Raw genomic sequence first — 14962 nt, forward strand, 5'->3', positions numbered from 1 at the left:
CCGCTGAGTAGTACTTGTGCACCATCGGTGCCATCTCTTCCTCTGAATCCACGAGATCCAGTGTCCGTGATGTCCACCGATTGGGGGGAAGCCCCAGGTGCTGTGCGTGGTCGAGCCCGATCGGTTCCTGTCGATCCTGAAGTACTCGACGGAGGCAGGCGGCAAGCGCGAGATCGCGAAGCTGGTTTACGGCCTGGACCTGCCTGTGCCCGAGTCGGTGAACTGGACTCTGGGGCGCCTGATCCTGTGGAGCAATGATCTTTTGCACGGGCTGGTCGGGGACGGTTTCGCCAATCAGCAGCACTCTGCGGAGTTCCTGTGGTGGGCGAAGGGCCGATCGGCTGACCTCGCATAAGACGCGGGCGACGGTGCCGTCACCGCTCCTTCAGAACGAACGGTGGATCGAAGACGCGCGGATGCTGTGGGGCGTGGTGACTGGTCGAGTCGGTGATGAGGACGATGTGGTCTTTCGGCCTGTCAGCTCCTGGGAGGGGCCCGAGCTGCCGCGGCCACTGACGTCGACGGCACCTCTGCTCCTCCACACGCAGGATCTGTCGTGGGAGGCGCTGGAACACCTTGTAGTGGAGCTTGCCGTCCAGTCCGATCACGCCAGGGAGGCGCGTCCGTTCGGCCGTCGTGGGCAGGCTCAGGGCGGAATCGATGTAGTGGCGTTCTTCGGGGCGGACTCGGCGGTGGTGTATCAGGCCAAGCGGTACAAGACCTTCACCGCCGCCGATCTCGGCAAGGCCGTCGAAGCCTACGCTCAGGGCCATCGGCCATTCGGAGCCCGACGTCTGGTAGTCGTAACCACGGCGGACGTCCAGGACACGCAGATCGATCTGATGCTTGGGCAACTGCGCGAGTCACATCACCCCTTGCAGATCGACCTGTGGGGACGCCAGCAGCTGTCGGACATGCTCTACAGACTTCCCACCCTGGTCTCCCGGTTCTTCGGCGAAGACACCATGCGGCAGTTCTGCCGGCCGGGCTCGACCATCGAGGCCGGTGATCCAATGGTGCCGGCGGTCGCCGGTGTCGACCTGCAGGAGTATGTGGAGCACCTGACCTCGTATCTCGCGGAGGACCTGCACGAGCTGGTGCCGCTACTCCTTCGGGAGCACGAAGGCGTGCAGGAACTGCGAGCAGACGAGCTGCCCCAGTGGCTTCGACCCACCGGCCACGTGCAGCTTGCCGGGGCGGCGGGCACCGGCAAGAGCCACTTGATCGCCCACACCGCGTTGGAAGCGGCCCGCCTTGGGTGGCTGCCAATACAGTTGCAAGCCGGACTGTTCGAGGGCAACTTGCAGGACAGCCTCGACGAATCCGTGGCGCCATTCTCGCTGCACGGCGTCCAGGCACTGGTCCACGGTGCGGTCCAGCACGGGCGCCAGGTCCTGCTGCTCGTGGACGCGATCAACGAGTGTCCGGGCAACCTGCGGAACCGGCTCGTCCAACAGTTGGGTGCATGGTGCCGGCGTAACGGCGCGACCTTGGTGTCCAGCAGCCACGACTTCCTGAAGGTCCCCGCATCGGTCAGCGGCACCAGGTTCTTGTTGAGAGATCCTGATTCGGAGCAGCGTGCGGCGTTGCTGCGCTCGCACGGGGCAGACCCGGGAGCGTCGGGTTCGTTCGAGGACCGCTGCGCCGCGTTCCGGACAGCCTTCGAACTGGCACTGGCGGCCCGCCTGCTCAGCCAGCTGCCCGAGCCGACCGGCCGCGGCGTCCTTGTGGACGCCTATGTGCGCGACCAACTGGAAAAGGCTTCGCAGCCCACCGCGGTACGCCGTGTGCTGCACTGCTGGGCGCTGCTGATGGACGAACACCTGACTGGGTGGCTTCCGCTCACACAGGCCCAGCGTAGCGCCGCTCAACTGCTCGCGTCCAACGGTGTTCCAGCCGGCGTAGTGGAGGAGGCACTGACGTCCGCACTGGTCCGGGTCCAAGGCCAACGGGTGGGATTCCGCCACGAGTGGTACGGCCACTTCATGACAGCCGAGGCGCTGCTGTGGGAGCACACGGAAGTCGATGACCTGACTCTTGAACTGGGGCACTCGCACCGCCGCGCGCTCGGTACCTGGGCAGTACCTCTCCTCCATGATCCCGAGGCGATTCGACGCATCCTGGAGGGGTTGCAGGACTCCGGCCTGCTGACAGAGGCATTGCAGGGCCGGCTGGGACCAATAGCGGATCAGGTGGTGCTCGCCGAAGCCCGGCGGTGCTTGCAGACCGCCGGCGAAGCGATGGCTGCCAGCCGAATCGTGTACCGCGACGACGACCAGTACACGCTGCGACCGCAGCAGTCGTGGACACGCTACGAGCAGGGCGTGTTCGTAGCCGTCGGCACCACCGCGAGCGACGGGCGCCTCCTGGAACCGCTCGCGCGTCTTCTGCGCGCGACCGATCAAGCGTCCTACCGGGGCGCGGAGGACGACGCGGCACTTGACCGGTTGCACCTGCCATCGCTGATGGCGGCCCTGCTGGCGGGACCAGTGGCCTTGGCCGCCGCGGACCGGCTACCGGCCGACCTGCTCATGGACGCGGCTCGCCTTGGGTGGGTGCGCAGGAGGGACAGTGGGCATCCACCAATCGGGGCATCGGAACTTCGCCGGTGGACCGAGTCGCTGGAAGCGCAAGACGTCGGCTTGCGCATGCTTCTGTGCCTGCTGCTGCGTAGCACCGATGACCCGGAGAGTGCTGCGGTCGCTCCGGCGCTCTTCGCGGGGGCTTGGGCCACGGGGGCCCACCATGTCCAGTTCGCTGCGCTCGACGTGCTCACCAGTGTCCGCATGATCGCTGACGAGGCGACGGTGGCCCAGATCAACTCGCTGCTGAATGATGTACACACCGATGACGTGTGGGTGTCCACCATGCTCGTGGACGCGCTCCATGCCTACGGCCAGATCTCGTCGCCCTACGACGTGGCTGATATCAGGGACGAGATCACCTCGCTGATCGCACACCCCGAGCAGCCTGAGGCACGTGCGCATGCTGCCAGGATCGTGGAGGCCCAGTTCGAGGACGTGATCGCCGCTCCGTTCACTGAGGCGATCGCTACCCTTGGCCCGGCAGAACGCACGGCACTGACCATCCTCGCGGTGAGCGGGGGCGATGTCGGCCTCTTCACTCAGAGCCACCTTGTCGACCTCATCCGGGACAAGGACCCTGCTGCTGTCCCGGCCTTCGAGTACTGGGCCTCTCACCTGGATCCGCGGGAGCCATACCGCCAAGGCGCCATCGCTTGCTTCGACCGCGGTATCGAGGGCTGCGCCACCCACCTGAGCAGCCCGCCGCAGATGCTGACCGGGCACGAGGGACCGGTTGCCGAGGCATGGCGCTGCTACGGCCGGATCCGCTTTTGGCTCCACCGTGCCGGGGCCAGCTCGGACGTGCTATACGAGCGATGTGCGCCGGAGTGGGAGCAGCTCACCGGACCACTTCTCGACCTGGCGGTCGACCCCCTGCACATGTTCGACCTCGCCGCCCGGAGCATGTTCGACATCCGCGAGAGCGCGATCGGGCGGCTGGTGACTACGTTCCCCGCACAGGTCCGCGGGATTCTGCACCACGCACTGGCCTTCCCTGAGCGCCTTGGTTCGCTGTTTCCGTACCCCGATGCGCTCGGCCGCACCGATACCGTGATCAGCCTCCTGAGCCAGGTGGGTGATCACTCCTCGCTCAGTAGCTTGACCGCCTATCGCAGCCACCCGAGCCTGGGCGGGGCGGCGTCGGACGCTATCCGGCGGATCAACGATCGTCAGCAACGCGGAGTTGGCGCAGAAGACGGCTCTGGAGCTGGCCCGGCATGGCGATGACCGTTCGGCGGGACGGGAACTGGGGGTGTGCCGCCTGGGCGGTCCTCTGGGAGGTCGGCCCCGGCGGTCGCCATAACGTGTTCGGGGGGACCACCTGTCGCCACCGGATGCGTTGAAGTCGCGACCGCTGGTCAGCTGGCGGGCCGTTGCGACCTGTCGGCCGCGAGGGGGGAGGCTTCAGCTGACTGCAGGTCCTTCGATCAAGCCGTGCTGTCGGTCGCCGTCTCGGTGCGGTAGAACGACTCCATTGAGGTCCGACTATGGCCGGGGGCGCAGTGGTTCAAGGCAGGGAGCGCGGTGTTCGGTACGGCAACGGCGACAATGCTGTTCTGCGGTTGGTACTTTGGCAGGTCTGGGACTCGAAGTGTTGCTGGTGCGGTGAGCCGGTGGAGTACCGCAATGCGCAGATCGACCACATCATTCCCAAGACGGTTAGGCACGCTCGTCTGCAGGAGTTGAAGGTCAGGTTCGGGCTGGCGGACGACTTCGACCTTCATGATCCGCAGAACCTGGCCCCGATCTGCGTTAGATGCAATCCCCGCAAGAGCGACACGGATTACGAGGCACCCTTCCTGAAGACCGTGCTGGACTGCGCCGACAACCGCCGTGCCGCCGTCATCTCGCGGGTGCTGAGCTTCGGCGCCTCAGGCAAGGTCGCCGAGCGCCTGCTGATCGCTCGCGCGGCCGGTCATAGCGACCAGGCCATCAGGGAAGAGTTCGAGGAGCACGCCCCTTTGCTCGCAAGGATTCTTTCGCTCGTGGACTACCAGTCCTTCGCGTTGGTAGACGTTGCGCTCAACCAGTCCGAAAGGTGCCAGGCTGTCGATGTCTCTCTCGACAGGCGCGGGAGAGCGACGAAGGCGCTGGTCGAGGAAGCATGCGGCAGCGATCTTGGTAGCCTCCTGGGACAACCTATAGCGCAGTTGATCGAGGACCTTGACGAGTCCATCCAGAGTGACTTCCAGTACATGGACTCCGACGCTCCGGTCCGTGCTGGGGATGGACGCGAATACCTGACGATCAACGTTGACACGGTCGACTTTGAGCGGACGGACAAGTCGATCCGCTTCCTCCTTCGTGGCAGCTTCTCCGCCGGCATGCCTACGTCCCTGCTGCTTAGCAATCCCAAGGATGGCGCGGAACAGCTTCAGGAGGGCGCAACGCTCAGTGGCCCCTTCCATTGCGATGTGCACTGGACGTTCGCTGGCTTCGAAGCATCCGAGTGTCTTCTGGAGGAACTTGTCCTCGACAACTGCTCCTCTCAGATCCACCTGAACTGAGCAGGGCCGCGCTAGCCGGGACGACCTCCCGGGCGGCTGGCAGGTCGTGACGGCCTGCCAGCCGGGAGGGCACAACTGGCAACTCACCACCAGCCACCAGATTGACAAAGGGGGCGCCCGGCCAGCAGTCGGACAGCCCCTCGACAAGATCTTCATCGGCCTTCTGGAAGATCACTGGAGATCTCGCCTGGTCAGCGCGGATTTCTGGGGGCGCCATCCCCTGTGGTCAAGGGGTGGCGGGGGCGAGTTGATCCACCGTTGCCGCGACACTCCCATACCGGTGGCCCCGATCGCTGGTTCAGGATTCGGTACCGGGGTCAGTCACGCCTGACCCAGGCCCCGTTCGACGGATGTCGGCCGGGATGCTCGACGGCGGGGTAGCCGCGTAGAAGTCCCGCAGCGGTTTCTCCACGTGCAGTTGGTGAAGCTGACGAGAAAGCAGAGACTGGTCCAGCATCGCACCGTGGGTCTCATCGGACTTCCATAGGATGAGCCACCGGAGCATGACTTGGAGCGTGAGCTTCCGCAACAGGACGAGATCCCGCTCCCCGAATGGATTGTCCTTAGGGGGCGGTGAGCCGTGGGCGTAGTGAGATCGGGCCCGGTAGGCCCTTCCCGCGAGTTCGGCCACCCCCACGCGACTGGCGTCCGACAGATGCAGGGCTGCGGTGCGTTGGATGACCTTGCGGGCCAAGTCGCCTGAGTCTCCGTCGGACAGAAGCGCCTCCAGAGCGATCACGTAGTGCGTGACCAACTCTTCGACCATGCCGTCCATCACCGTGTGGTTGCCGTAGGTGGCGTGTGTTGCTTGCACCAGATGCTCTGCTGCGAGGCCCAGTCGCTGTGCGCGAGCAGTTGCCTTCTTTCCCTTCGTCAGCTCGTTTCTCGCCGCGGCCATCAGCATTCCTACTCGGTCGCAGAAGATTGAGAAGGCGAGGCCGTCCTCTACTTCGAACGGGCCGATGGTGCGCTGTTGCCAAAAGGTCTCACCATCGCTTGATTGCTCCTCCACCGGGACGCCACCATGCAGATTGACGGTCTGTTGGCTGCCCTCCCTGGAGTAGATAGCGTCCAGATGGACTGGTTCAGGGGACCACAGCGCCATAACGACCTGTGGGTCCGCGTATTGCACATGCGGGCGGGCATGCATCAGCGGTAGCCGGAAGAAGGACCGCGACGGGTGCCTGTCAGTCTTCCGGTGCAGGAACGCAGCTCCCTGCAAGTGTTCGGAACCCAGCTCGAAGGGCCGGAACTGGCCCAGCACGCCCGTCGGCCGCAGTGTCTCCAGTCGCTCTTGCGTCACCCGCTCCAGCGTCCACTCGCCTATGGGGACGCGACAGTCGTCGGGGAGCTCTGCATCTAGCAGCAACCAGTCCTCACACACCGGGGCTGGATCGGTGACGAACCGGGCGAACTCTGCGGCGACTTCTTCTATGCCGATCCTGTTCCCGTCCTCCTCCCGGGACGCGGCTTGGGCTGCCGCGGCCAGACCCGAGGTGTGCAGCAGCCAGTGGTTCGAGAGCGTCGGCTGCCTTTGGATCAGTTCGCCCCGGCGTTTGGTGAAGGCCCGCTGGTACAGGTCCGGGCGTCGCTCGTAGGAAGCAAGGGAGGCCACTTCCTGCCGGACCTCTTCCCACATCGGGTTCTCGGCGAGGTGTTTCAAAGTCTCGCTTGAATTTGGATGGCCGATCGGGCCGGCTGTCACTGCTGTAAACCAAGTGCCGATCGCTGCACCCAACCGCGCTCCTCGCTGCTGGCTCACCCAAGTCCCGCTTTCCGTGCGCGCCTTACGCACCTAATCAGACGGCGAAAATCCGGCCTACTGTTACCAGCTTGACCGTTTCTGTGCCGCTCGGAAATATCTTTGCTTGCGACCGCGCGGTGACATCGCGGCAAGAATCAGCCGTACCAGTCACTCCGGACTGAGCGGATACTCGCCAGCGAGTACCAGACTCCTGAGAGGCCGGATGTACTAGCTCCCCACTTGTTCAATTTCTGGGGTCTCGAACCTGTACCATCCCACTACCGGGTCGTAAGCCATTCCTGTGGAGTCGCCAGGTGCCGGGAATAGCCACAGATGCGTGATCGGTAGGGGCAGTGTGGGTGGGCCTTGCGGTACAACGCCGCTCCCATGGTGGTCGATCAACGCCCTCCACACCCCCCACGGCACCGCGCTCATGTGCGCGTAGACCGCAAGGTGCCCTTCCGTGGCTCCCGGAACAGCAAGTTTGCCGAGGTTGTCGGCGCAGTGCGGATCGGCAGTGAAGTCGTTGATCCATTGGACGATGCATTCTGCCGAACCGTCCCACGCCCCGCCGCCCAGCGTCGTGTGCACCCAGATCTGCGCAACTTCTGGGGCGCGCGCCGAATGCGCCCGCTCGACACCGCACCGAGCCAGGGTCTGCACTGCGACGGTAACTTCCTCGCTGTCGCCCGGCCATCCGTACTGCTGACTCTCGAACTCAGTTAGACCTGCCAATTCCAGAGCCCGCAGCTGCGTCTCCGCGTGCCGCTTCAACTGCTTGAGGTTCGGGTTCTGTATGGCCTGGAGCGACCAGTTGAGCTGCAAGGACAGGGCGACCCAGGCGTTCTGGTCGTACATCTTGTGGAGCGTGCCGAGAGTACTGGCGACCCGCTGGTCTACGTCTGAGGTCACTTCTACCGGGGCCGCCCGCCGATCGGGGTAGCGGATCTCCAGGTCGTACATGCTCTGACGACTGCCGTCGTCGTGGGCATGTACTGGAACACCGAGAGTTCGGGAGATGCAAGTACGTACGAACTCTTCAGCGTGATCCTTGCTCGCTTCCATCGCCATGTAAGGGACATTACGGGCTTCGGCCTGTGCGAGGGGTGGATTTTCGTTAGCACTCCGGAGGACGGCGGCAGGATGCCGCAGTGGTGCGAGACGCTGCCATCGCCCGTAGCATGCAAGCCTGGTGTTCGAGGGAGGGCGGACCGTGCCGCTGGTGACCGTGCGCGTGCTGCGCGAAGCGATCGGTGTCTTCTTCAAAGAGCGGTTCAACTCCGACACGGTCGAGGAGATCTGTGTCGAGATGGGGCTACAACCGCCGGCGCCCCCCGATGATGTTGCCTTCCACAGCAAGCGCGCTTATGTAGTCTCCCGCCTACAAGGGAGGTCGCTCGCGGAACTGGTCACCTTCGCCATGCAACTGGACGAGCAGCATGACGCCCCGGAACTGCGGGACCTGATCGCTCAGGTCAGCCCGGTAGGGGTGGCTGGCCAGCCGAAGAACCTCATCTTCGCTGCGGATGGCCCGAAGCACCGGATGGTCCTCAGCGACGCGATCAACAATGACGTTCAAGTCGTCGCAAACGCTGACTTTTGCCTGGTCTATGATCGGCCACTCGATGCTGGCGGACTCACGTGGCGTCAGCTCACGGAGTGGTGGGCCGACCGAGAGGGTCTGTCGGGCTGGACCGATGACAATGTCTCGCAGAGCCTGTACGCCCGGCTGGGGCAGTCCCTCAACGATGCGGAGATGGTGATTCTGCGTCGTTACAGTCAACGGTACGTCGATGTTGGCGCTGACATCCCTGCGCTGATACCCCAGGTCTACCTGCACTACGACCCGTACACACGCCGAGAGCTCGGGCCGCGCGGTTCGGCGTTACCGCGTCAGCGTATGGACTTTCTTCTGCTCTTCCCCAATCGCATCCGCGTGGTCATCGAACTCGATGGAAAGCAGCACTACGCCGACGAGAAGACCCACATCGCTGACTCTCGCCGTTACGCGGGCATGGTTGCGGAGGATCGGCAGCTGAGGCTGCGCGGCTACGAGGTTTACCGCTTCGGGGGCGCAGAGATGGAAGACCGGGATGCTGCTGCGGCCTTGCTAGACGACTTCTTCGTTCGGCTTGCCAACCGTTATCAGCACTGACGTGGTCGCCGTCAATGGCAATCGCTGGCATCGCGCGATGAAAGGTTCTTGATGCTCGCCAGCCAGTCCTGCATGAACGCTTCGGCGGTGTCCTCACCGGCTCTGCGGAAGAGCGGAGGGCCAGCTGCTACCTGCGCCGCGAGTTGATCGCACAACCATGCGTAATAGGGGTCGAGACACACCACAAGAGTTTGCGTGAAGCTCTGGGGCTTCCAACACCCGGCGGCCATGCCAATGAGAGCCTGGCCGACGCCCAGGTCGTTGATGAGTCTGAAAAGTAAGCCCAGGCCCGGTGTCCTGGGCAGTAGCAACCCGTGCATCACGAGCAAACTCCCATACCCAGAGAGCTGGACGGCCGTATCGCGGGCTTTCAGTAGATCTTCGCCACTTGCCAGGAGTGCCCGTTCAAGTGGATCGACTATCAGGTTCTCGGGCACTAGGGGTCTGCCTTCCAGCTCCGCTTGGGTCAGCACCTCCTCCCACATCTCGCGTGAGACCTGGGGCAGGAGCCCGCTGCCGGCCAGCGCTTCGGCTAGAAGGTCTGCGCCGATACCTTGCCCGCCGAGCCCCGCCGCGGCACTGAGATGGATCAGCGCCGTCCCGGTGCCGCGGTTGGCAGCGTCGGAAGGAGCATCCTCGCCAGCGAGGATATGTCCGCGTAGACCCTCGGGGTCAAGGAGATGTGGACGGCCCCACTGGTGTCGCTGATTCTCGGCGTAGACGTAGAAGTCGTCCGCCTGTTCTTCGGTGTGCGCCTGCGCTGCCATCGACAGAAATCGCACTGCTGCCAGCTGCGGAAGTGCCCAGGCCAGTGCTTCTTTCACCGCTTCCATCGGCGGCTGAGGTGCGGGCTCCCCGTCCGTCGCGTGCTCCATTGCGGCGCCGCGGAACCAGCTCAGTACGGACCATCGCAGGTCGCGTCCCTGAGCAGTGTGGCGGGTCAGCATCGCGGTGATCTCGACATGCTCTCTCGTGGGCTCGGCTATTGACCCTTTCCCACGGCCTAGCCAGCGCCGGGGGTAGGGCGGCAGCAGTCCCGCTGCTCGCCAACGCTCCAGACGCGCTGCTGACGCATGGAGGTCATGCTCTGCCAGTGCCGCAAGTACAGCTGCGTCGGCAGGACTTGGACCGGAACGTGTCACGCTGCCAAGGCTACGCAATAGAACCCCGCGAAGTTCACTGAATCCGCCCCGCATCCTCTGGCGAGATAGGTGTGTCAGAACCGGACGACACTACGCGGAGCAAACATGTCGTGGCGCAGATCGAGGTCAGGCGGGCGCTTTCCTTGGACCCCAACGGTTGCGGCTGCGGCAGCACTTGTGCCACGGGGCCCAGAGGGGGCGGTATGCCGGGTGCTGCTCACGGCGACTGGCAGTGTGCTGCTACTGACATTCGTGGCGGTAGTTCTCGGCTCCGCCTTCGCGCGGAACAGCGCCATTCGTTGGGCAGCCCTGCGTACCCTCGAAGCCCTTCTCCGACCCGACCGACGCGCGGGTCGGTACCGCGCACAACCAAGATCACCCCGACGACGGACCGAGCCTGCCGTTCCTCAGCGTGAAGGGCCCCGCCGGTCACGGCAAACTGGAGTGGCGGGCCGGAACCCGGGCCGCCCCCCCAGCTCAGAAGGGAGCGGCAGGTAGGACGGTGTTCAAGTGGGTCTATGCCACGGACAACGCCTGATCCACTGCGTCATCCGGAACGCTCCGGTGCCTCCTGTCCAGACCTCATCCACGGCGGGACAGTGCCAGTAGTCGGTGGGATCTGCTGACACAGGCTTAGCAGACCGCCAGAATCTAGGGATGGGAGGGATTCGCAGCAGCGGCCGTGCGGTAGTCGAAGCGGTAATCGAGTTAGTCGGAGCGAAATCCGGGCTGGCCATCACGGAGCGGGATTTGATCCGAGCGCTTGAAAAGGTTCACTGCATAGCATTCTATCCAGGAATGTCATTGGAGCCGCAACGAATTCGGGCGGAAGCTGTCCAGGTGCTCTATTTCGGTGCGCTGGAAGTATTTTGCGAGCCTGGCGCGCTCAGGCTTATTTCTGCTCTCGGCCATGCTGTGCCTCAACGGTTGGACGGCAACCACGAGCTGGCGGAGCGGGCCATCGCCTTTGTGAAGCTGTGCCTGCGAGATCAGGGTCTCGGAACGATTATGGAATCAGTCTGGGATCGCTTCCCGCATCGGCCAGTGGGCTGCGGAAGTGAACTGGAGGCTGCCGTGGTGGCTGCTGTAGAGATAGTAAATGACCCTGAACTTGCCATGGCAGCGAAGATTGTGCTGGAAGAGTCCCTACTTCGAGAGAAGCATTCGAATTGGACATTCCCACAGCAGAGTGAGTGGGTAGATGCAGTACAGCTTGCGGAGCTATTCAAGTCGGACTCTGCCGTAGCAGAGTATGGCAGATTCTTCGATCAGCGATTTATCAATTTCCTTGCTAATAACTTTGAGGTGATTGGGTCAATTCACTGGCGTAAATTCGAGGCGCTAGTGGCAGAGTATTTCCACCGCAGTGGTTTTCAGGTAGAACTTGGCCCGGGGGGCAACGATAATGGCGTGGACATTCGCGTCTGGGAGAGCGGCCAGGGCCAGTCCGGCGCTCCAACGCTGATCGTGCAGTGCAAGCGTGAGCGCAGGAAGATCGCAAAGGTAGTGGTAAAAGCCCTGGCAGCTGATGTCCGCTGGGAAGGTGCGCAGGCCGGCATGCTTGTTGCGACAGCGGATTGGTCACCTGGTGCGCGCGAGGTGGTAGTGACTCGCAAGTACCCTGTGCACGAGGTTAACCCGCCAATTCTTCGCAATTGGCTGGAAGATATGCGGAAAGCTGGCCGCGGCCCTTGGCTGGCCGGGTAACGGGGTCAACGCCTCGCAGATCGTTCGACCGATTCAGGATCTGATCCGTGGTGAGCTGTCGAACGGATGGCACCCGATTGCCGTTGCGACATCGAAGGCCCGGCCACCCACAGCTGCTGCTGCCAGCGGCACCGGGATCGGGCGCGACCATGCGAAGGATGGTGACGACGCTTTCCGACGCGGGCAGCGGGTGGGCATTAATGGGCGATGCCAACCGCCGCCTGGAGAACTGACCAGCGGCAGTTTCCGCAGCTCACCGCGCCCCGGCAGCACGACGCCGGGGTGTCGCTGATCTTCGCTGATGGCCTCGGTTGCCAACAGCAGTGCTTCTTGGCCAACTGTGCTGCGTGGTCACAGCGGGTGTGACAACGCATCGTAGATGGCAAGAAGCCTCTGGCTAAGCTCCTGGCCAGTGCGTTGTGACGCTCTGTAGTTGGCATGGATGAGGCGGCTCTGGTGGCAAGCGCACTGCATTACGTGCGCCTCGCCGAGTCGCCTGTGCTTATCTCAGGGCGTGCTGGGACGGGACGCTGTGTGGCGGCGGAGCGCCTGGGTGAGGACGGGGGTGATGTCGATGAGCTGTTTCTGCTGTTCGGGGGTGAGGTCCTCGAAGGCTCTGCTGATGTCGGCCCGGTATTCGTCCCAGGTCAGTTTCTGCAGGGCGGCGCCGCCTTTGGTGAGGGAGACGACGGTGCTGCGGCCGTCGGCGGGGTTGGGGCGGCGTTCGACCAAGCCGTCCTCGTCCAGGGCGTCGACCAGGGCGGTGATGCGTCGCTGGGTCACGCCGAGGGCGTTGGCGAGCTGGGTCATGGTCTGCGCGCCGTTGGCGTCCAGTGCGTGGAGCAGGCGCATCCGGATGTAGCTGACGGAGGTGGCCGGTGTGCAGGCGTTGGTCCAGGCGCCCCAGGCGGGGCCGAGTTCGGTGAAGAGCGCGACGAGTTCCGCGGACCTCGCTTGGCTGGTCTGAGGGGCCATGTCGAGACCTTATCTCGCGGATAGAGGGAAGTGGTGCCCGGCCAGGTGCGGCCGGGCACCGGGGAGCGGGTCAGGAGCCGCCGGTGACGCTGATGTTGGCTCCGGTGATCCATTGTGCGCGGGGGGACAGCAGGAAGGTGACGGCCTCGGCGATGTCACCGGGTTCACCGGCGCGTCCCAAGGGCACTCCGGAGAGAAGGGCCTCGCGGGTGGCGCCGATGCCCTCGGCGATGGTCTCCAGGATGGCGGTGCCGCCGGGTGTGTCGACGGGGCCGGGGGTGACGAGGTTGACCCTGATTCCCTCCTTGGCGAGGTCCTTGGCGATGCCCTTGGTGTAGGTGTCGAGCGCGGACTTCGCGGCGACGTAGTGCAGGAGCGGCCCGGACGGGGTCTCGGTGCCGTTGGTGGAGATGTTGACGACGGACGCGTTCTCGGCCTCCCGCAGTGCGGGAAGGGCGGCGTTGACCAGGCGGACCGCGGACAGGAAGTGGATGTCCAGGGAGTCCTGCCACTCCTGGTCCGGGATGGCCTCGGAGCCTTCGAGGTAGACGCGGGCCGCGCCGGCGTTGTGGACGAGCAGGTCGAGCCCGCCGAGGACTTCCACGGCCTGCGTGACCAGGTCGGTGATCGCTTCGGGCGAGCGCAGGTCGGCGGCGATGAACGTCGAGCCCTCGGGCGTGGACTCCGCGCGGGTGCGGGCGGTGGTCACCACGCTGGCGCCCTCGTCCAGGAGCTGCTGGGCGATCGCGGCACCGATGCCGCGGGTGCCTCCGGTGACCAGGGCACGACGGCCGGCGAACTCGCCGGGGATGGGCTTGCTAGGTGTGTACATGCCTTCAGTCGTACCACAAAGTACTGAAGTCCGCCAGCAACTACTTACCCCCGCCCTTATTGTTTCCGTCGAGGGCGACGGTCGCATCGGTTGGGGGGCAAACCATGACAAGTCATGCAAATAACTGTGTCGCCAGCCTGCGTGAGCCGGTCATTTGCGTTGGCGAGACGACGATGTACTGTGGGTCTATCGGCGTTACTGAATGCCGCTAGTAAATGTGGGACGGAGTGTGGCCGTGACCGCGGGTGGCCTTTGGGCCGCGTGCGAGACGGGTTCCCCTCCGTGGGACTTCCCGCCTCGTGCTCGGAGCCCGGCCGCCCAGCAGGGCCGACCGGCAGTCTCGCGCGGCGGCCCGGAGCGGCGGCAAGCCGCATTCCTCAATGAACCGGAAGGAAGACCAGAATGGGCAAGATCTTGGTGACGGGCGCGAGCGGTCTCGTGGGGCGTAAGACCCTGCTGCACCTGCTGGAGAAGGTCCCCGCGGAGCGGCTCGTCGCGCTGGTGCGCGATCCGTCGAAGGCCGCGGATCTGGCGGAGCTGGGTATCGAGGTCCGCCAGGGCGACTACGCGGACCGCGACTCCCTCACCACGGCCCTTCGCGGTGTGGAGAAGGTGATGCTCGTCTCCGCGCCTGCCGGTGGCGACCGCAAGGCGGCGCACGCGAACGTGGTCGACGCCGCGGTGGAGGCAGGTGTGCGTCACCTGGTCTACATGCCGATCATCCGGGGCGCGAACGCCTCCGGTAGCCCGGAGGAGGCCACGAAGTTCCAGGTGATCGCCGACGAGGACATCTTCACCGAGGAGAAGATCCTTTCCTCGCCGCTCACCTACACCTTCGTGCGGCACCCGCTCTTCCTGGAGACGCTGACCGGCTACGTCGGGCGCAACGCGCGCGGGACCGGGGTGCGCGTGCCGGCGGGTGAGGGCAAGTTCGCGGGTGCCTCCCGCGATGACCTCGCCCAGGCGCACGCCGCCGTCCTTGCCGAGGACGGGCACGAGAACAAGGAGTACATCCTCACCGGCAGCGCAGCCGTCTCCTTCCGGGATGTCGCCGCGATCCTCTCCGACATCTACGGACACGAGGTGCCCCACATCGCCGTCTCCAGGGAGGAGTACTGCGCGATCGTCCACGAGGAGACCGGCATGGACATCGGCGAGTTCATCTACGGCTGGGTCAAGGGGATGGCCGACGGCGTCTGGGACACGCAGTCGGACGACCTGGAGAAGCTGATCGGCCACAAGCCCCAGACCGCGTCGGAGTACCTGCGCGCGGAACTCCTCGGCGTCTGACGACGCCGGACGACAGCAAGCGAGG

11 protein-coding genes are annotated in these 14962 nt (G+C 64.6%); 6 read left to right on the forward strand and 5 right to left on the reverse strand.

What is annotated here, in order from left to right:
* Window positions 1–106 precede the first annotated feature (106 nt).
* From ABH925_RS23960 to ABH925_RS23970, 3 genes are all read left to right on the forward strand, one after another.
* On the forward strand, window positions 107–355 hold the full coding sequence (locus tag ABH925_RS23960; RefSeq protein WP_370150906.1) for a hypothetical protein: 249 nt from the start codon (window positions 107–109) through the stop codon (window positions 353–355).
* A gap of 13 nt (window positions 356–368) precedes the next feature.
* Complete coding sequence (locus tag ABH925_RS23965) at window positions 369–3812, forward strand: hypothetical protein (RefSeq protein WP_370150907.1); 3444 nt, start codon at window positions 369–371, stop codon at window positions 3810–3812.
* Window positions 3813–4198: 386 nt separating this feature from the next.
* The gene (locus ABH925_RS23970; protein WP_370150908.1) at window positions 4199–5092 is read left to right on the forward strand and encodes a hypothetical protein; all 894 of its coding nucleotides are present in this window, start codon (window positions 4199–4201) and stop codon (window positions 5090–5092) included.
* Between the two features lie 298 nt (window positions 5093–5390).
* On the opposite strand, the gene ABH925_RS23975 is transcribed toward ABH925_RS23970, so the two are convergent.
* On the reverse strand, window positions 5391–6830 hold the full coding sequence (locus ABH925_RS23975) for a hypothetical protein (protein ID WP_370150909.1): 1440 nt from the start codon (window positions 6828–6830) through the stop codon (window positions 5391–5393).
* Between the two features lie 234 nt (window positions 6831–7064).
* Entirely contained in the window at window positions 7065–7907 is an 843-nt protein-coding gene (locus tag ABH925_RS23980; protein WP_370150910.1) for a hypothetical protein, read from the reverse strand.
* 142 nt (window positions 7908–8049) lie between these two features.
* On the opposite strand from ABH925_RS23980, the gene ABH925_RS23985 reads away from it, so the two are divergent.
* Window positions 8050–8991, forward strand: coding sequence for a hypothetical protein (locus tag ABH925_RS23985; RefSeq protein WP_370150911.1), 942 nt, complete (start codon window positions 8050–8052; stop codon window positions 8989–8991).
* A gap of 11 nt (window positions 8992–9002) precedes the next feature.
* On the opposite strand, the gene ABH925_RS23990 is transcribed toward ABH925_RS23985, so the two are convergent.
* A complete protein-coding gene (locus tag ABH925_RS23990) occupies window positions 9003–9938 on the reverse strand; it encodes a hypothetical protein (RefSeq protein WP_370150913.1) in 936 nt (311 codons plus the stop codon).
* A gap of 852 nt (window positions 9939–10790) precedes the next feature.
* Here ABH925_RS23990 and ABH925_RS23995 point away from each other — a divergent pair.
* Entirely contained in the window at window positions 10791–11840 is a 1050-nt protein-coding gene (locus tag ABH925_RS23995) for a restriction endonuclease (RefSeq protein ID WP_370150914.1), read from the forward strand.
* A gap of 507 nt (window positions 11841–12347) precedes the next feature.
* Here the strand turns inward: ABH925_RS23995 and ABH925_RS24000 are convergent.
* Window positions 12348–12815: a MarR family winged helix-turn-helix transcriptional regulator gene (locus tag ABH925_RS24000; RefSeq protein ID WP_370150915.1), complete on the reverse strand. Its 468-nt coding sequence runs from the start codon at window positions 12813–12815 to the stop codon at window positions 12348–12350.
* A 70-nt stretch (window positions 12816–12885) separates the two neighbouring features.
* Window positions 12886–13647, reverse strand: coding sequence for an oxidoreductase (locus tag ABH925_RS24005; protein WP_370150916.1), 762 nt, complete (start codon window positions 13645–13647; stop codon window positions 12886–12888).
* Window positions 13648–14049: 402 nt separating this feature from the next.
* Here ABH925_RS24005 and ABH925_RS24010 point away from each other — a divergent pair, with 402 nt between their 5' ends.
* The gene (locus tag ABH925_RS24010) at window positions 14050–14937 is read left to right on the forward strand and encodes an SDR family oxidoreductase (RefSeq protein ID WP_370150917.1); all 888 of its coding nucleotides are present in this window, start codon (window positions 14050–14052) and stop codon (window positions 14935–14937) included.
* Window positions 14938–14962: the final 25 nt, after the last annotated feature.

The organism is Streptacidiphilus sp. EB129 (assembly GCF_041262645.1).
Taxonomy (GTDB): Bacteria; Actinomycetota; Actinomycetes; order Streptomycetales; family Streptomycetaceae; genus Streptacidiphilus.